The 18,886-nt window shown below is 36.0% G+C and carries 18 protein-coding genes; 12 read left to right on the top strand and 6 right to left on the bottom strand.

Going from position 1 to position 18,886, the window contains the following annotated elements; translation table 11 throughout:
* Window position 1: 1 nt before the first annotated feature.
* The 5 genes from AC3VI6_RS07685 to cls form a co-directional block, all read right to left on the bottom strand.
* The gene (locus AC3VI6_RS07685) at window positions 2–3,139 is read right to left on the bottom strand and encodes an efflux RND transporter permease subunit (RefSeq protein ID WP_497705742.1); all 3,138 of its coding nucleotides are present in this window, start codon (window positions 3,137–3,139) and stop codon (window positions 2–4) included.
* Between the two features lie 19 nt (window positions 3,140–3,158).
* Window positions 3,159–4,286, bottom strand: coding sequence for an efflux RND transporter periplasmic adaptor subunit (locus AC3VI6_RS07680; RefSeq protein WP_497705741.1), 1,128 nt, complete (start codon window positions 4,284–4,286; stop codon window positions 3,159–3,161).
* A gap of 11 nt (window positions 4,287–4,297) precedes the next feature.
* Complete coding sequence (locus tag AC3VI6_RS07675) at window positions 4,298–4,786, bottom strand: GbsR/MarR family transcriptional regulator (RefSeq protein WP_497705740.1); 489 nt, start codon at window positions 4,784–4,786, stop codon at window positions 4,298–4,300.
* Window positions 4,787–4,905: 119 nt separating this feature from the next.
* Window positions 4,906–5,946: an META domain-containing protein gene (locus AC3VI6_RS07670; protein WP_497705739.1), complete on the bottom strand. Its 1,041-nt coding sequence runs from the start codon at window positions 5,944–5,946 to the stop codon at window positions 4,906–4,908.
* Window positions 5,947–6,201: 255 nt separating this feature from the next.
* Entirely contained in the window at window positions 6,202–7,644 is a 1,443-nt protein-coding gene (gene cls / locus AC3VI6_RS07665; RefSeq protein WP_497705738.1) for a cardiolipin synthase, read from the bottom strand.
* Between the two features lie 451 nt (window positions 7,645–8,095).
* Here cls and AC3VI6_RS07660 point away from each other — a divergent pair, with 451 nt between their 5' ends.
* The 8 genes from AC3VI6_RS07660 to AC3VI6_RS07625 all read left to right on the top strand — a co-directional run bounded on the left by AC3VI6_RS07660 (window position 8,096) and on the right by AC3VI6_RS07625 (window position 13,595).
* A complete protein-coding gene (locus AC3VI6_RS07660; RefSeq protein ID WP_497705737.1) occupies window positions 8,096–9,310 on the top strand; it encodes a phage integrase SAM-like domain-containing protein in 1,215 nt (404 codons plus the stop codon).
* A 320-nt stretch (window positions 9,311–9,630) separates the two neighbouring features.
* Window positions 9,631–10,431 carry a zinc-ribbon domain-containing protein gene (locus tag AC3VI6_RS07655; protein ID WP_497705736.1) on the top strand — a complete coding sequence of 267 codons (801 nt, stop codon included), beginning with the start codon at window positions 9,631–9,633 and terminating at the stop codon, window positions 10,429–10,431.
* Between the two features lie 319 nt (window positions 10,432–10,750).
* Entirely contained in the window at window positions 10,751–11,077 is a 327-nt protein-coding gene (locus tag AC3VI6_RS07650; RefSeq protein ID WP_497705735.1) for a DUF4870 domain-containing protein, read from the top strand.
* Between the two features lie 10 nt (window positions 11,078–11,087).
* Window positions 11,088–11,696, top strand: coding sequence for an SIMPL domain-containing protein (locus AC3VI6_RS07645; protein WP_497705734.1), 609 nt, complete (start codon window positions 11,088–11,090; stop codon window positions 11,694–11,696).
* 8 nt (window positions 11,697–11,704) lie between these two features.
* Window positions 11,705–12,094, top strand: a complete 390-nt coding sequence (locus AC3VI6_RS07640; protein ID WP_497705733.1) for a hypothetical protein — start codon at window positions 11,705–11,707, stop codon at window positions 12,092–12,094.
* A 47-nt stretch (window positions 12,095–12,141) separates the two neighbouring features.
* A complete protein-coding gene (locus AC3VI6_RS07635) occupies window positions 12,142–12,339 on the top strand; it encodes a DUF7738 domain-containing protein (RefSeq protein ID WP_497705732.1) in 198 nt (65 codons plus the stop codon).
* Entirely contained in the window at window positions 12,330–13,046 is a 717-nt protein-coding gene (locus tag AC3VI6_RS07630; RefSeq protein ID WP_497705731.1) for a DUF6892 domain-containing protein, read from the top strand. The genes AC3VI6_RS07635 and AC3VI6_RS07630 overlap by 10 nt, the downstream gene beginning before the upstream one ends.
* Before the next feature lie 105 nt (window positions 13,047–13,151).
* Complete coding sequence (locus AC3VI6_RS07625) at window positions 13,152–13,595, top strand: hypothetical protein (RefSeq protein WP_520436158.1); 444 nt, start codon at window positions 13,152–13,154, stop codon at window positions 13,593–13,595.
* Window positions 13,596–13,709: 114 nt separating this feature from the next.
* On the opposite strand, the gene AC3VI6_RS07620 is transcribed toward AC3VI6_RS07625, so the two are convergent.
* Complete coding sequence (locus AC3VI6_RS07620) at window positions 13,710–15,401, bottom strand: helix-turn-helix transcriptional regulator (RefSeq protein ID WP_497705730.1); 1,692 nt, start codon at window positions 15,399–15,401, stop codon at window positions 13,710–13,712.
* Between the two features lie 432 nt (window positions 15,402–15,833).
* Here AC3VI6_RS07620 and AC3VI6_RS07615 point away from each other — a divergent pair, with 432 nt between their 5' ends.
* The 4 genes from AC3VI6_RS07615 (at window position 15,834) to AC3VI6_RS07600 (ending at window position 18,883) form a co-directional block, all read left to right on the top strand.
* Window positions 15,834–16,058, top strand: coding sequence for a hypothetical protein (locus tag AC3VI6_RS07615; protein WP_497705729.1), 225 nt, complete (start codon window positions 15,834–15,836; stop codon window positions 16,056–16,058).
* Window positions 16,059–16,595: 537 nt separating this feature from the next.
* Window positions 16,596–17,744, top strand: coding sequence for a hypothetical protein (locus tag AC3VI6_RS07610; protein WP_497705728.1), 1,149 nt, complete (start codon window positions 16,596–16,598; stop codon window positions 17,742–17,744).
* 157 nt (window positions 17,745–17,901) lie between these two features.
* Complete coding sequence (locus AC3VI6_RS07605) at window positions 17,902–18,504, top strand: hypothetical protein (protein ID WP_497705727.1); 603 nt, start codon at window positions 17,902–17,904, stop codon at window positions 18,502–18,504.
* A gap of 91 nt (window positions 18,505–18,595) precedes the next feature.
* Window positions 18,596–18,883, top strand: a complete 288-nt coding sequence (locus AC3VI6_RS07600; protein WP_497705726.1) for a hypothetical protein — start codon at window positions 18,596–18,598, stop codon at window positions 18,881–18,883.
* Window positions 18,884–18,886 lie beyond the last annotated feature (3 nt).

The following is an 18,886-nucleotide window of genomic DNA, read 5'->3' as shown; positions in this document are numbered from 1 at the left end:
ATTAATCTTCTTTAGTTTCAATAACAGCTGGTTTACTTGATACTTTTTCTTGCAACCATTGGAAAAGGATGAATAAAATAGGAATTACAAATACTCCTAAAATTGTTCCAATTAACATTCCTCCTGCTGCACCCGTTCCGATTGAGTTGTTTCCTTCTGCTCCTACTCCTTTTGCTAATACTAACGGCATTAACCCTAAGATAAACGCAAATGAGGTCATTAAAATCGGACGTAAACGTGCTTTTGCTCCATGTATAGCTGCATCTACTATACTTTCTCCATGTCTTCTTCGCTGTACTGCGAATTCTACAATCAGAATTGCATTTTTTGCCAAGAGTCCTACCAGCATGATCAGTGCAATTTGGAAATAGATATTGTTTTCTAAGCCCATTACTTTTGTTGAGAAAAATGCTCCGAAGACACCTAAAGGTAACGAGAAAATTACTGCTAATGGTAAAATGTAACTTTCGTATTGCGCCGCTAATAAAAAGTAAACGAAAACGATAACTAATAAGAAAATTACTACTGTTTGGTTACCTGCACTCACCTCTTCACGAGATAAACCAGAGTAAGCAACCTCATAATTACTTGGTAAGTTTTTAATTTCTTCATTTACAACAGCAATCGCATCACCTGTACTATATCCTGGGTTTGCTGCTCCGTTAATTTTTGTTGAATTATATAAGTTAAAACGTGTAACTGATTGTGGACCGTACACTCTTTTTAAGTTCACAAACTGTGTAATTGGAGCCATTTCTCCGCTGCCTGTTTTTATATATAATTCATTTAATGAATTTGCATCGCTACGATCTTCTGGCAATGCCTGAACATATACACGGTATTGTTTACCAAACCTTGCAAAATCTGCTGCATAAACTCCTCCAATATATCCTTGTAAGGTTGAGAAAATACTACTTATCGAAACTCCGTATTTTTTAGCCAACGGCACATCAATATCTAATTCGTATTGAGGATATTTAGTATTGAATGATGATTGACCGTACTGAATTTCTGGATGCTTCATCAAACTACCAATAAACTGTTGCGTTGTTTTATCTAAATCTTCAAAGCTTCCTCCTGATTTATCTAACAAGTTTACTTCAAAACCTCCTGAAAGACCAAATCCTGGAATACTTGGTGGCGCGAAGAAAATGATATTGGCATCAGGAATTGTAGCTGCGACACCAAACAATTTACCAATAATAGCATTTGCTGATTGATCGTCTGCCTCACGTTTATCCCAATCTTCTAACTTCACAAACCCTAAACCGTAGTTGGTTCCTGCTCCACTAATTAAACTTCTACCATTAATTACAGTTACTCCTCTAACACCAGGAATTTGTTTTGCTTTCTTATATAACTCTTGTGTAACCACGTTTGTTCTATCCATAGAAGAACCTGCTGGTAACTCTACGTTCATAAAAATAATACCACGGTCTTCACTAGGAACAAATCCTGTTGGGGTTGTATTAGCTGCCCACCAAATTCCTACTCCTGAAAGAACTAACATTAATCCTGTTATCCATTTATTTTTATATAAAAAGGCTAATGATTTTCCGTAACGTTCGGTAGTAGCATTGAATCCTGCGTTGAATCTATCATAAAACTTTTGTAAAAAGCTTTTGTTTTCATCTTCATGATCATCGTGTCTTTTTAAGAATAAAGCACAAAGTGCTGGACTTAATGTTAATGCGTTTACTGCTGAAATTAAAATCGCCACAATAAGTGTAATACCAAACTGCTCGTAGAATACTCCTGTTGGTCCTTGAATAAACGTTACAGGAATAAATACCGCCGCCATTACTAAAGTAATCGAAATAATTGCTCCTGAAATTTCATGCATCGCATCTAATGTTGCTGCTTTTGCATCTGTAGCTCCTTCATCTATCTTAGCATGCACCGCTTCAACAACTACAATTGCATCATCTACCACAATACCAATTGCTAATACTAATGCGAATAATGTTAACAGGTTAATCGAATACCCGAATAAGTTTAAGAAAAAGAACGTACCTACAATTGCTACTGGTACTGCAATTGCTGGAATTAACGTTGAACGAAAATCTTGTAAGAAAATAAATACTACTAAGAATACTAATAAGAAAGCTTCTATTAACGTATTTCTTACCTTGTTCATCGAAGCTGTTAAGAAGTTATTCGTATCGTAGTTAATCTCGTATTTGATTCCCTCTGGAAAATCTTGAGATAAACGACTTAACTCTGATTTAATATTTTCAATAATTTCTTGCGCATTAGATCCTGCAGTTTGATAAACTCCCATGTTAACACTAGGATATCCTTCAGTAAAACCATACGAATCATATCCTTGAGAATCTAACTCAATCTTAGCAACATCTTTTAATCGTAAATACTCTCCGTTAACTAATGCCTTTATTATAATATTTTCGTACTGATCTTCCGTTTTAAAACGTCCGCTATACTTAATGTTATACGAAAACGCTTGTCCGTCGTTTTGTCCTAATGAACCTGCAGAAGCCTCTAAACTTTGCTCTCTTAAAGCTGCTGTTACTTCTGTTGGAACTAAATTATACGCCGCCAACTTCTCTGGTTTTAACCATATACGCATTGCGTAATCTTGGTTAGAGAATACGTTTACATTACCTACACCATTTACCCTTTGAAGTGCTGGTATAACGTTAATTTTTAAATAGTTTTGAACAAAAGTTGCGTTGTAATTTTCGTTTTCAGAATATACTGATAAGAACATTAACGCCGATGTTTGTTGCTTTTGCGTTGTTACCCCTGTTTGAATTACCTCTTGTGGTAATAAAGGATTTGCTCTAGCAACACGGTTTTGTACGTTTACCGCCGCAATATCCGGATCTGTTTTTTGATCAAAAAATACGGTAATGTTTGCTGTACCATTATTGGATGCAGAAGAAGTCATATAAGTCATTCCTTCTACCCCATTAATTTGTTCTTCTATGGGAATGATAACACTTTCTAAAATGGTTTCAGCACTCGCACCAGGATAAACTGCGTTTACCTGAATGGTCGGAGGTGCAATATCAGGATATTGTTCAACAGGTAAAGTTGTGTACCCTAAAACACCCAGAATAACTATGATAATTGAAATAACGGTAGATAGTACCGGTCTTTCTATAAATGTTTTTAACATAATTTACTGATCTAAAATATTATTGAAATAGGGGTTTAATAGGCTTTACAATACTATCGAAAGCTACCTTTTGTGGTTCAACAGGCATTCCGTTTCTTAATTTACCAATACCTTTAACTACAATTAAATCATCCTTTTTTATACCTGACCCAACAACATATAACATGTCATTTTTATCTTTAATTCTAATTAAAGTTGAAGTTACTGTATTGTTTTCTCCAACGCTATACACGTACGTTTGTCCTTGTTGCTCATAAGTAGCTGATTGTGGAACTACTAAAGCTTTTTCATATAACTTAGGTATTTTAATTGTACCACTATTTCCGTTAGTTAATAATCGGTTAGGGTTATCAAAAACTGCTCTAAAGCTTACAGTACCTGTTTTCGCATCAATTTGACCTGTAACAGTTTCAATCGTTCCTTTTTCTTCATAGGCTTGTCCGTTCGCTAAAACCAACTCAACCTTAGGAAAATTCTTAATTTTTTCTTGAAGTGTTTTACCTTCTGTTTGTTGAAGAAAGTTTAAATATTCTGTTTCATTCATAGAAAAGTATGCAAACACTTTTTGAATACTTGCCACGGTAGTTAACGGTTTTGCACTAGTAGCACTTACAAGTGAGCCTTCTCTGTAAGGAATTGCTCCTACATAACCATCAACAGAACTTCTTACTGTAGCATAACCAATATTTGCCACAACACTATTATACGCACTTTTAGCTTGCGCTAATTTTGCTTTTGCTGTTTCTAACTGAACTGAACTTATAATGTTTTTTTCTACTAAAGGCTTTAGTTTTTCTACCTCAACCTGAGCTGCGTTAACATTTGCTTTTGCTGCTCCTGCATCTTGACTTAACGATTGCGTTTCTAGTTTGAATAAAGCTTGACCTTTTCTTACTTTTTGACCTTCATCTACCAACACTTTTTGGATATAACCAGAAACTTTTGCTCGTACTTCACTATTAACAGTACCTTCAATAGTTGTTGGATAACTTGTGTATGCTGTAACATTTTTTTGAGGAACAGCTACTACAGCTAAAGGCAATGCTCTTTGCTGATTAGGAACTTGTTGTTGCTCTTTTTTACAACCTGTAAAAGTCATAGCAACAATACCAAGTATGGTAATACCGTATATTCTTGTTTTTCTCATTTTTTTTATAATTAGTGTTTGTGGTTTACAATTGTTTCTTTTAATTTGGTAATAGATGAAATTGCTCCATCTAAAAACTCTATGAAATTATCGTGAAAACCTAATTCAAATTGGTTCTCTTCTTCTAAATTTTCATTAGCTTCTTCTTTATAAGCCTTTATTTCTATGTGTAGTTGCTTCTCTCCCTTCCACTCTTCAACTAAGTTGATAATCCCCTGAAGCATAGTGTCTTTATTTAAAACAAAGTACTTCTTTCTATCTCCTGTTTTAGTAAAATAAGTTAACTTCTTTAAATCTTGCAGGTGATTAAGGTGTGTTGAAATGGTACTTTTACTCGCGCAAAGACCCGACACCAAATCTTCGAAAGTTGTTCCTTGTTTTCCTGTTAAAATGATATGCGAAAAAATTCTTGCAGCCACAGGAGCCATCTGTTCTTTTTTTTCTAAAAAGATCCCCAACTTTTCAACTAATTCACATTTTTTCTTTTCTACTTGATTCATCTTCATTAAAAATTTACTCTGCAAAAATAAGTTTAGTTCGGAACAAACCGAACTAAACGAAGTTAAAAAATTGTTAATTCCTTTTTTAACAAAAATGATATGTATTAATTTTTAGTGTTTTACTTCACTACTTTTAAAAATGAGATTGTTTCTCCCCCCTCTTTGTTATAAAATTTAAGTAAATCTTCTTTTACTTCGAAACTAACTGAACTCTGTAACATTTTAAGATAATCAGCACCGATTTGCATATCTCTACACATTTTTTGTGTAGCTGCAATGTGTCCAATTTCAATTTTGTCTTCTGATATTTTATTAATCAGAGCTGTATAATCGTTACATCCATTATTTCCAGACAATCTCATTTCTTCTAATGAAATTTTTATACGAGGAGTTTTTACCATTCGATTAATTGGAGCGCCTTCGATTCTAACAGTAACCCAATCTCCATCTATCAAAGCTTTTGATTCCTTTTTAGCTAATTTTGTGAAAGATACGATTTTTTCTCCTTCTTTAGTAAAGAAAATCAAGTTGTTACCTTTTATCAAATAGGTATTAATTTCTCCTAAAGCTTTGTTATAACTATTAGCAACATCCATTTTGAAACACATTTTTCTTGTCGTTGCCACAGCTCCTAACGTTAAACTTTGCGACGTAGCATTCGTTATTTGAGCCGTATAATTATTACAGCTATTGTTTCCAGAAATTCTGTTTTTATTTAAGTCTATTATTAAACTCGGTATGCTTGTTTCTTCATTCAATTCTTTTCCATACAAGCTAGTTACATTCCATTCTCCTGCTAAATGAGTTCTGATATCTACTTGATTTTCTATTGTTTCAATAAGCGTATATTTTAAACTAGAAGCATCGGCAGGCACATCTTTAGGGGTTAATCGCTCTACTTTTACTTTTATTTTTTGAAGGGTTCCTTCTTCAAAAGTAAATCCTTCGATAGGCGCATAAAAAAGCTTCCAATCCGCCTCTGCAATATTATTTCCTTTATAAATATTTAAACAGTTCATTTTACCAGCACCAGCACTACATTCTGTTTTTATACCACTTACCCAAAACACTTCTTCTATACTTCCTGTATTTTTTAAACTACCACATGATTGCAACACTAATGAAACAATTATTGCCAAAAACAAACTCACTTTTTTCATCTTACTTATTTTTATTTACGGTATTCATAATCTTTACAAAATTAATCCTCGAAAAAATACACAACTACTCCTTAAGGATTATCAATTACCCTCAAACGTTCAAAAAGTAAGCCAGTCTGTAAAACAACTATTATTAATAAGTGCACAAACTCCACTGAATGTAGAGAAAAAGAACATCAACTCAATCGTAGATCGATGTTTATCATCAAAGAATAATCTTGCATAAAAAAGCTTCTCTAAATTGAGAAGCTTTTTTTATAAAACAGGAGCTAATAAACGAGCTACTCTTTCTGCAAACCGTATGAAAACAGACCTGCTATTCCACTGTTTTATATCTATTTTTTCGCTGTGCTTCAAATCTTCTAAAAAGGCTTCTTTTAACTGAAGAGCCAATTTCTTATCATAAACCAAAGCATTAATTTCAAAATTAAGCTCAAAACTACGTTCATCTAAATTTGCAGTTCCCACAGAGCTAATTAACTCGTCAAAAATCATCGTTTTTGCATGTACAAATCCTTTTTTATACCTGTACACCTCAACTCCTATTTCTAACACTTCTTTATAAAAAGAATTAGACACACCGTTTACCAATTTTGAATCTGAAACACTGGGCACTAATAGTTTTATATTCACTCCACTTAAGCTAGCTATTTTAAGTGCATCTAAAAAAGAAGCTCTTGGAACAAAATAAGGAGTAGTTATCAGTATTTCTTTTTTTGATAATAAAATTGCCTGAATAAGTGCGTACATTATATCAGGGTGATCAGAATCTGGTCCGCTAGAAATTACTTGTACTAACTGAGTATGATCACTTGTAATTTCTTGTTTATCTATAGGAAAAAGTTCTTCTTTAACAATAACATTTTGATCAGCACAAAAGTTCCAATCTGCTAAAAAAACACGCTGTAAGTTTAACACTGCTAACCCTTCAATCTTTATATGTGTATCACGCCAATAACGATTAAACTTGTTAGGATTTATATACCTATCAGAAACATTAATCCCCCCAATAAAACCAACTTGACCATCAACAACAATAATTTTTCTATGGTTTCGATAGTTGATTCTGTTTGCCAACAACAACCACTTTATTTTATAAAAAGGATACGCTTCAACACCACTTTCAATTAAAGAGTCTACAAATGATTTACGAATATCTTTACTTCCAAAATCATCGTATATAAAACGTACTTTCACTCCTTGCGCAGCTTTTTCTTTTAAAACAGCTCCAATTTGTTTTCCTATAGCATCGTTTTGATAGATATAATACTCAATATGTATATGATTCTTGGCTCCTTTTAATGCTTTAATAACTTCTGGAAATTTGCGTTCTCCGTTTAGTAACAAACTAACTTTATTGTTACTTGTCAAAACATTTTCTTGATGTATAAATTTAGAAAGATTGTAAAAATGCTTTAATTGAACTTTTGAAGTTGATAGCGTCTTTTTAGTGTAGTTTTTTAGTTGTTCTTTAAGTTCAATAAAAATTCCCTTATCTACTTCGAGCTTTTTATTATAGAGCTTATAAGTTCTATGATTTATTCCAACGGTTAGATAAATAATTATTCCTCCGATAGGGAAAAAAATGAGTAAAAATAAGTACGCTATTGCTTTGGGTGGTGTTGCGGTATTGATAATAATAACCGCAACAGTAAGAATAATAGCTATGTATAGAATTAAGAATAATGTTGTGAGCACAGTATAAATACCTTTTCGTTAAAGATATTTAAAATATTAACACCTAAGAGACTCAGTTATAAAAAAATTCAACTAACACAACTGCATAACTAAAGGTTATTAATAAAACCGAAATAGTTAGCTTTTACAGTATTAAAAACAAAAAACCTTAATTCTAAACGAATTAAGGTTTTATCTTTAAATTAGTACGGGCGGAGAGACTCGAACTCTCACACCTCACGGCACTAGATCCTAAGTCTAGCTTATATTGCACCAACAAAACAAAAATCACCTCAATACCAATGATTTATGTTTTTATCAATTTTATTTAAAGTCATTTAATATCAGTTAAAATCAACATTTGTTGTACCTATGTTGTACCCAAATTTACTAGGAATTATGTATCTTTAAGGTACATTTTTGGCAGAATGTTGTACCTGATTTGACTTTCGCAATTAAAATCAGGTTAAGTATGTCAGCAAGTGCAAAAATAGTTCTACGCAAAAAACCTAACTCTAAGGGTCTTTTTCCTCTTGCGATTAGGATTACAAAAAATCGTCGTTCTACATTTAAACACATCGGTCATTACATCGACCTTGAGGATTGGGACGAAAACAGTCTTAGAGTAAAGAAATCTCATCCCAACGCTGATAGCCTTAATAATTTGTTGTCGTCAAAGCTTTCGGAAGTTGATAAAGGCCTGATGAACTTGCAGAGCGAGAATCGCGATGTTTCAGCAAAGCAGATAAAAAGAAACATCTACAAGCCTATCTCAAGTCTAACTTTTTTTGACTATACCAAAGAACATCTTGAAGCCCTTGAAGCTGACAAAAAACTGAATCGACTAACAACAGATAAAGCACTAACCACATATATCCGTGATTTTCATAAATCAAAAGAACTTCGATTTCAAGAAATTGATTTAAGGTTTTTAAACCGCTTCAAAACATATCTAATGGGACAACGAAAATTAACTGAGACTTCTGCATTGAATATAATGGTGCTTATAAGGCTAATATTCAACAGGGCAATTTCCGACAAGGTTATAAGTAAAGACCTGTATCCTTTCGGTAAAGGTGGTTTTAAAATTAAGTTTCCAGATACGCACAAAGTAGGATTGAACAAAAACGAAATACTAACGCTCGAATCCGTACAAAATATTTCACCAATTGAAAGGCATTCTCTTAATGTTTGGCTATACAGTTTCTATTTTGCTGGAATGCGTGTTTCGGATGTACTGCTTACACGTTGGTCGATGATTTACGATAACCGATTGCACTATCGAATGGGAAAAAACGGCAAGGTGATTTCGCTAAAAATACCAATTAAAGCTCTAGCTATTCTAAAGTCTTATCAAAACGAAAAGATTGATGAAGATGACTTTGTTTTTCCAGAAATGAAAAAAGCAGATTTCACAGACCCCAAGGATATTTACAGAAAAATCAAGACTGCTACGAGCAAGTTCAACAAGCATTTAAAAAGCTTGACCAAAAAAGCAGGCATAAACAAAAAAGTTACGATGCATATCGCCCGTCATTCTTTTGGCAACATCGCTGGGGATTCCATTCACCCATTAATGCTTCAAAAATTATATCGCCATTCAGACCTAAAAACCACCATAAACTATCAGGCAAATTTCATCCACAAAGAAGCTGATGAAGCTTTGGATAAAGTAATTAACTTTTGAAATTATGAAGTTCCAGTTGTTAAAAGGAAAAAGGAACTTCCATGGAAACATCAAAGAGTAAAAACCACAAATTATGAAGAATGTGCAAAGATAGCATCATCCCACCCATGGTTTAATACTTATTTTCTTCTCGTGCTCAAAAATAAGTATTTCAATATAAAACGCAACGCTTCACCTTTCATAATAATGCTTTTAAAAACCAATTTGTAGTCACTTTGTATATATACTTTTCGTTTTTTGTAGACATTAAGTAATACCAAAAATACAGGGCAAACCATGGTCTTTCATAATTTTGAAGCAACAGAAAACGCAATAAAATTATGTTTATATTTTTTGGAACACGCTCATCAAAAATAAAAACCAGAAAACTACAGGGGCAAACAGAGTGTCCGTATTGCCAAAGTCAAAACAGCTTTTTTGCCACAACGTTCGGTAAATATTTTCATATTTTTTGGATACCGATACTGCCATTTTCAAAAACTACCGTAGTAGAATGTAGTCATTGCAAAAAAACGTACCATACAAACGAGCTTCCCGAAAACATTCAACGGGCCCTTTATAAAACCGATGAGCAAAACCCTGTCAAACGGCCTATTTGGCACAGTTTAGGGTGTTTGGTCGTTGTCGCTTTTTTTGGCTTGTCCACCATTTTGTTCGTAGTAGGTCTTCTTTTTTACAAAACCGATAAAGATAAAAGAGAAACCTTGCTTCTTGCTGATATAGAACAATTGTCCAATAATCCAAATCAAGACACAGACGCAATATCCTACCATTTAAAAAACTGCATTATTGATGAAATAGACGGGATTGACACCAATACAATTGAGTATTATTCTAAAATAAACGACGGGAAACTATTGGTATTGCTAAACATAAAAAAGGGGCTGTCTATCACCGAAGTCACTTCAAGAAAACAAATCGTTTTTGCTGTTGAAGATTGCCTAAAATATTATGTGCTGCCCGAAGTACCCGTGGTAGGCACAAAGGAAATCTATATCGGCGTAAAGGACAAATTTAGTTTTGTTTTGATAAAAACACCCGATAGTGAAGATATGGATGGGACATTTGCCGATAACAAGCTACTATTCCCATTTTATGGAGACAAACCGGTAGAAGAATGAGAAGAGTACTTAAAACAGCCCTTTTTATCGGATTGGTGCTTTTGCGTTTTGCAGGATGCAGTATCCATAAATTTCTAGGAAACAAATATTGGAAACCAACTTTATTTTTCCATTCAATGTACGTGGCCGAATCCAGTACAGACACAAAGTTTCCGAAGTGGCCAAAGCAAATATCAATCTATTAAAAGAATGCCATGTAGATACTTTGTAAACAAGGTGCACGCTTTTGTAGATGCTGTGTAGGTAACAAAAATGGCCAAAACCCTATTAAGCATTTAATTTTGCCCTAAAAAAGTATAACATTTAAAATCAAACAATTATGAACGCAAAAACCATTTCAATTGTATCTTACCTTACCATTATTGGTTGGGCCATTGCTTATTTTTCAAACAAAAACAACGCCCCGAAAAGTGAACTCGCTTCGTATCATCTTGGACAAAGTTTGGGCGTCTTTATTTTTGCCGTTTTCCTGAACATAGTACTTACCGTTGTAGCAAACATTATTCCGTCTTTAGGGAGTGTATTGTCATTGTTGGGATTAATTCCGCTTGTCTTTGCCATTTTGGGAATCATCACTGCCAATAACGAAGCCTTAAAACCCGTACCGATTATCGGGGTGTTTTTTGAAGGAAAATTTAATTTTTAATCCATTCAACATGAAGTACATACAGTTAACAGCCATTCTATTGTTTACAGCCTTTATCGCTACGGCCCAAACAAACAACCGCTATATACAAGCCGTTGGACAGACAACATATAAAAGGGACGTGAAGCACTATGAAGCAACCATAAGAATAAACAACACAAACACCTATAGAAACGAAACGCAACTTACGCTTGAAGAGCGGAAGGCACTCTTTTTTGAAAAAGCAAACAAACTGGGCTTAAATAAAAATCAGGTTCGTATTGCCGATACCGATGAAAACGCCACTCCAAAAACTACAGAACAACACGTTGATTATGTGGTTGAAACGACCGATGAACACGACATAGAAAAAATCATTTCATTAGGGAAGATAGATTCGTGGAGTTATAAACTACAAGAAAAGGTGGTTTACAGACCGTTTGCCAACAAGTCAGACATAATTGGCAAAGCCTTGAAGGATGCAAAGAAAAATGCCGAAGTAATAGCCGATGTTATAGGAAAAAAAATTGGTGAAGTATTGGTGATTTCCGATTATAATTATGAAGATAGACCAGGCTCGGCATACTACTCTAAAGAAGAACGCACCTACCGTATTGTAGTGCACTTTGCCATAAAATAAAACCAGTAATGGAAACAGATAAAAAATTAGAATTCAGCTACCTGGCCAATTTCAAACAAGAAGAAGTGGAAGGGCTCTTAATCGAATACGAGCGGTATATAAAACTTAGCAATTCTGTAAGGATACCCATTGTTATTGTGCTGGTAGTTGGGGGCATTATGCGTTCTATGAAACATAATATGTATTCAAACCAATTCGTTTTTGTTATTATTGCCATAATTATACTATTGGCATTATTTGCTTGGTTGGTTGCCATTGCCTATAAAATAATCAAGCAAAAAAAGTTTGTAAAAAGTAAGCTTGAAGCAATGGCGAGTGTTCAAAACTATCCGTTTAAGGAAGTAAAAAAAGAATTCAATACCTTGGTCAGTGCAACTTACAAAGGCCCCAAAGTATAAGGAATATTTGTAAAATATCACCTGCGTTCCAAAAACACGGTACTAAAATGATAAACCTGTTCAATAAAAAAGCAAAAAACATAACCATTCAATGTACAAAGCAAGACCTGCAAATAAACGGTGTTTCCATTGGACACCCCATTCAAATGAACCAACTGAAAGAACTTTTTGGCAAACCAACCCGATTGATAACCGATGAAAAATACACTTTTCAAAAACCCATGTTTGGGATTCATTGGGGATAAAGGTAACAGAATCCATTGGTTCCATTCACGGTATACAATGCCTATTTGCCAGCAATGAAAAGTTAAAGGTAAAACCAAAGCGACCGTTTGGGGGCAAATTGTTTATAAATGATAAAGCGGTTGCTTTTTTTGAACAGGAAGACAATAAAGAAGGCTATTTGCAAGGCTTTTGGAATGTTAGCAAATTACAACGGCCTGATGACGACCACCCTTTTGGCGTGAGCATTTGGTATGATAAGTATTTTGAAATTCCGGAAAACAAATATGAAATCAAGCCCCTTAACGAACCTGAAATCCATTTTACCGACTTTAATTTTAAGCTTTGTATCCTTCAAATTTTGATGTACGAAAAAGAACTTCTTCATCCCAAATTTGATATTTACGAATTTATTAAATGGTACAAAAAGCGAACAATTGATACCGAAGAAGAGCGGTTTGAGCCCATCCCCGAAGTAATGGACTACTTAAAACAACTGCCCGTTCCGGTAAAATATGCCCATGAAATTAGCGAGATTTATCAGGATGGCGGCAATGACATTTACATGAACACCTGTTTAGGGTGCGAAGGCTACGAAGACTATTGGGATATTGAACGCACCGAAGATGCAAAACACTTCCCCAACTTAAAAAAGGCCACATTGTGCTATGCAAAAGAAAATGTGCTTAACGAATTGATTCAATTGGGAATTGAAGCAAAATGGTTATAAAAACAGACCAAATAACTTTGTCCAATGCGGTTCCTTGGCAGGCAGATTAAGGTTCTTGGATTCTGGAGTACGTTTAAAACACTTTATGTCAGTTTAAAAGCTACAATGAACAAAAATGATGACATTAAATCAATCTGTTTGGACCCTGTGTGTTCAAAATGCGGCAATCTGGCTGCCAAAATTGAAATTGTCGAACCAAATGCCTACCCTAATGATGCCATAAAGTGGAATGCAAAGGATTATGTCCATTACAATAAATTTCGGGATTTCAAATCCAATTATTTGATATATTCGGGGCCCGGTGGAAGTAATGGATTTATTGGGAACCCTATTGATTTGAAGCGAAAGGCGGCACTAATTGATGCATTTACCAAACCTTATAACGCTATTCTTATTAGAGAACAATTCTATGATATGGCTGGTTATTGTGCAACTTGCAATAAATTTTATTGCAGTAAACACTGGTATACTACATCTTCCGGATATGGAAAATGTCCCAAGGGGCACAGTAAATCCTTAGACCCCCATTGGTCTCCTGATGTTGTATAAAAAAGGAATACCGGTGAAACGGTTGTGAACAGTAAAAAACAACAATGATAAAGATAAGCTCGTTGAAAAAAATCCAAATAAGAGCCAAGAATTGAATTTTATTTAAATCATCCATTAACTTAAATTGCCCAAAAAGTCATCAAGGTGCTCATCCTTGCTTAAATCAAATTTTTGCTTTAAACGGTATTTAAACATCCTAACGCTTTGCGGCTCTACGTGTAATGCCTGGGAAATTTGTTTTGTAGTCATTTTTAAATACAGGTAGGTACAATACTTTAGGTCCAACGATGTCAATTTACGTTTAGCGAGCGCATTCAACTGGTTAAAAAAATCAGGACGTACTTTTTGTATTTGCGTCTTAACATCTTCAAAATTCGCGGCCAAAAGCATTTCTTCTTTTAGTAGCTTTTGTATTTTTCCGGTGTCGCCTTCTTTAATCTTGGATTTTATTTGTTGCAACATATCGTTCTTGTACTCAATAAGTAAAGAGTTGGCCAGAGATTCCTTTTCCAACTGTTGCTGTTTAATACTTAAGAGCACCTGCTCCGCTTTCAATCGGGACCGCTCTTCTCTTTCAAATTTCAGTTTCAGATTGGCTCTATGTTCGCCTTCTTCCTTTTCCTGTTTGAGCTTTTCTTCCCGTTCAATGGAAAACTTCAGCTTAAAATGATATGATATAAACATAAAAGCAAGTCCAAAAAGCAATGCGAGTGCAATACCTCCATAGAGATAATTTTGTTTTTTTCGAAATGTCTCGCGTTCCTTCAACAATTTTAATTGCTGGTCTTTCTTTTCGGTTTCGTATTGAATTTCCAATTTTTGGGCATTTAGCAACTGCTGTTCGTCAAAAGACTTTTTCAATAACCCTTCTGCCCTTTCTTGGTAGTCCAGAGCCGATTTTAGGTCATTTCTTTTCACTGCAATGCCCGCAAGTTCTTTGTTTACTTTGTATTCCAGTTTAAAATAATTTCCTTTGTCGCTCATCAACAGGCTTAACCCCTGTAAAAGATACTGTTCTGCAAGCGAGATATCCCCCTCCTCCCTGGCAAAGCCGCTTTTAATGCCAAATACGTTAATCCACTTTTCTGAGGATGCCTCCTTTTTTTGAAGTTTCCCTTCGGCCAGTTGGAGGTAATGAAAAGCCTTTTCCTTGCGTATTTCCATAGGCTCAGAAGAAAATTCAAGATAGTAATTCGCCATATTTATACAGGTAATCACAAAAGTATCGTTGCTTACTTTTTTAGGGTTCGATTGGTGAAGTTCAAAAGACTTGTTGAGATACAGGAAAGTGCTGTCCAACATGCTTGTTTGCATGGTTTTCCTATAGCGTGCCAGGTACATACTGGACAGGCCATTGTTTACGTTTACCTGCAAATTGATATCGTTGGCCTCAATAGCGTATTGCTTACACTTTAGGATGTATTTTTCCATCTTTTCTTCATCTACCCACCTACTGTAGGTGCTGTACAAAAGATAGTTTAGATAGTATTTTGTTGTTAAATCGGTATTGTTTCCCTCTAAATACTTTAGCCCCGTATGTGCATCTTTTACAACGGCATCCGGCAGGTTAAGATGGTAGTTCAAATAAGCTTTCGCCCTATAGGCAACAGCTTTAGAGGTGTTGTTTTTTGCCTTTTCAGCAGCTTCCAGACTACGGTTCAATAGGTTTTTTCCTGTTAAAAGGCTATCTATGGAAATATAAAGTCCACTTTGATAAGCATACAAATAGGCAAGGTCATCAGATGAACTGGTTCTGCGGATAGCCCTCTTTAAAGTTTCAATCGCATCCTGCGTTTTATTTTGCATTTGAAGCTGTTCTACAGAATCAAGTACCTGCTTCGTGGATTCTAAAATGTTCTGGGATTTGGCAACTGTACAAAGTAAAAATAGGGTTATAAACGTAAAAATCCTCATTTAATGATATGTTCGATTGTATCTACAAAAATAGAAAGTAATAAAAAGAAAACAGGTTGATTGGGTTTAAAATGTGCTTTAACCACCTAATAAATACCAAAATAAACACCTGATTAACAATAGATAAAAACACATGTAGATAACTTGTATATGCAAAAAATATGAAGTAGATACTATGTAGTGCGTTTAATAGGTGTGGTTTTCCTTTTAATGCTGATTTTTACAACAATTATATAACCGCTAAATGAAGGATTAGGTTAATGAACTTTTTTAAAGACCAATAATAACAATTTAAGTTAATAACTTTTTGAAGTTTTTGTATAAATGAAAAATATTTTAAGCCCCCTTTTCCTACTATTATTATTTAGTACACTATTAAGTGCCCAAACCACACCCGTACCCGATGCCAATTTTGAAGCTTTTTTAATTGCCCAGGGCGTTCTTAAAGCATACACCCGACCGGAAGAGGTGGATGCGGCTCGTTTGGAAGTTGCCGACAAAGCCCTTGAAGCCGCCATAGAGCGGTTCAACAAACAGTTTGAGGATTAAAAAACACCTAAAGACCATGCAGACAAAAACCTTTACATACAGCAAGAACGACCAAAAAAAGGGAGCCTTATTTTTTCTGGGGCTAAGCATTCTGGGAGCATTGCTCGCCCTTTATATGTGGCTTTGGGCCGACCCCGTCAACCTATCGGTACTGGTAGGCGGTGTTTTTTTGACGTTTTTGGGACTTTTCTTCTTTCTGAAATTAATAATCCATCCCAAAAAGGAAAACGAACCGGCCTTATCATTTCCGACACGGGCATCAGGGCCACCACCTCGCCGGTGGTCAAAGCTGTAGGACTGTTGGAATGGAGGGACGTGGAATATATACGGCTCTATACCAGGACCTTGATGGTCAAAGTGTCCAGACCCGAAAAATATGCGGCGAGGATAACGAACTTTTTTGTGCGGGATACGTTCTTAAAATCCCTGAAAGGCACTGTTGAAATTTCCTTCGCAGCGACCAACGCCACCCATAGCGAACTGCGGAAATATTTGGAACCTTATGTGCGGCAGCACAATATTTATATGGATTGATTTATGATGAAAATAAACCGAAAAACATATCTCTTGCCCAACGTCTTTTTGTTGGTGTTTATGGTATTGACAAGCTGCTCTTCAAACAACAAAAAGGATTTTGTGTGGGATGAGGATGTTGCGGCGTTCACCGGAAAAAATCTCGGGAATTGGCTCCGCCAAGCCCCGTTCGGCAACGAACTGAAACAACATGAAGACGATAAGGTGGTGTTTACCAACGCCCGGCAGGTATTCCCTTTTATGGGGCGTTATTACAGTGATACCGAAGAACTCCGTGAAGGCTACACAGAAAACGATACGGTTATCTTCCGGCAGGAAGAAGTGCTGTACAAAGACCCGGAATGGGGCGATTTGTTCCTCCATGCCACCCTGTTGTACGATGGTCGGGAAGTCTTTCTCAATAACAGTTACTCACAAACGGGCAACGTTATTTTCGGGGGAATGGATGCCGCTATGGACACGCACACGGCATCACTGTACGAAACTTCGGTTTTTAATAAAAACGACCGCTACAAAACGGGAATCTACTGGGCCAATACAGGCCTTAACCGTTATTTACTGGGCTTTTACCAACAAGGGCAATTGGTCTTTGAAACGGTAGTGCCTTTGGTAAAATCCGATACTTTGGCCACGCTCAACAAGTTAAAGGAAATCAACAAAAAAATAAACCTCAACGTTCCCCAATGGGAAAATGCCTCGGTGCAACAATTGCGTATAGCGAGGCCCAAAAGTTTCTGGAAAGACCCTTTTATCGGAATCTACCCCGGGAAATATCTATCCAACCAGGTACATTTAAAGATAAAGAACACCCCGTTTACACAAAACAGACCCGCTCCCAAAGGCGATTATTATTTTTCGTACCCATCGCCCAACGGATTAGTGGAACTCTATACGGTGTTGAAGGACACAAATATGGACGAGGCGACTTTCAACAAGACCCATCAGGAAATAATAAAAGGCTACCGATACCGTAACCGGTACATTTTCTATACCGAGGAACTTTCGGGAAACCATATAAATGGTACGGCAAAAATTTATTTTAAGGATAAACGGTATTTGGAAGTGCATTATCACTATCCAGAAACGGACCACGAAGCAAAAATCCGGATACACGATATGTTGAAACACATTAAAACCACATCCATTTATTAATGATGAAAATGAAACGAAAAATAGAAGAAAATAGTTGAAAAAAGCATGAAGAAGGGAAGAGTATTAAGCCTTAATGCCCCTTAATCTCTTATATAGTTTAAAAAAAAAGAAAAAACCGAACACAGTATATAAAACACAGTAAAACTGATAAAAGCGTATGTTTTTTAGAATAACTAAACTGGAACTGGCGGCACATGCCGCCGAAGGGCTGCGAAACCCGAAAAACCCCAACAACCCCATGGTATTGGGCATATACAGAAATGAGGTGCGGACCATCATCTATACCGTAAATGCCAAAAAGGCCGCCGGTGAATTTTGGGACGATGTGGAAGGCAAAAAAATTGCCCGTCGCCACTGGACGCCCGAAATGAAAGCCTTTGAAAAACAAAAAGTTGCGGAAGCCCCCAAACCTCCTTTCACCTTTAAAATGACCCTTGTCGGGTGGCTGTTCGTGCTGTTGGTTATAGGATTTTTCGGCTATTTGGCTTACGATTCCGTAAAACCGCCCCTGCCCAAATCCGAAAAAGCGGTGGCCATGGAACAAGCCCCGGTAGCGGGCGACATCTATTTCGGGCATTATGAACTCCGGAAAGAAAAAAACAGTGTTTTGGGAGGCGAAATTCGTTTCGGTTGGTTTAAAATAGTAAAAGTTGAAGGCGATGTATATCACCTTGCGAAATCCACCGAGATGAACAAAACCCACAAACCCAAGGAACAGCTCAACAGTACCGATTTTGAAACGGAAAGCCTTCCCCGGTAAAACTCAAAGAGCAGACCGGCTATAACATCCGCCTTAAATCGGACGACGGACTGACGGAAATCTATATCACGGACAAGAAATAAAAAGGGGCATGGCACAAAAAGAACATACCGCTTGGGTACTGTACCTCATCATCCGTTTGGTGGCCGTTCCCCTGTTGTTCCTGCTGGTGTACCTGATTATCCTGAACGGCAGGAAAGACCCCATGGGCTACGGGCTTGTGTATGCCTTTATCGCCACCTCTTGGTCGTGCCTTTTATACTTCGGAATAGAAAGTGTGGTGCTGTACCGAAAAAAGCGGAAAACCAAACTGGTCATCAACCTCTTTTTAACGGCCATTTCGGCCTTGGGGGCTTTGACCGTTTTTATAATACTATAAATT

It is taken from the genome of Tenacibaculum sp. TB-56 (assembly GCF_059716275.2).
The sequence above is the reverse complement of the archived record's forward strand: the minus strand, read 5'-3'. Positions and strand labels throughout refer to the sequence as shown.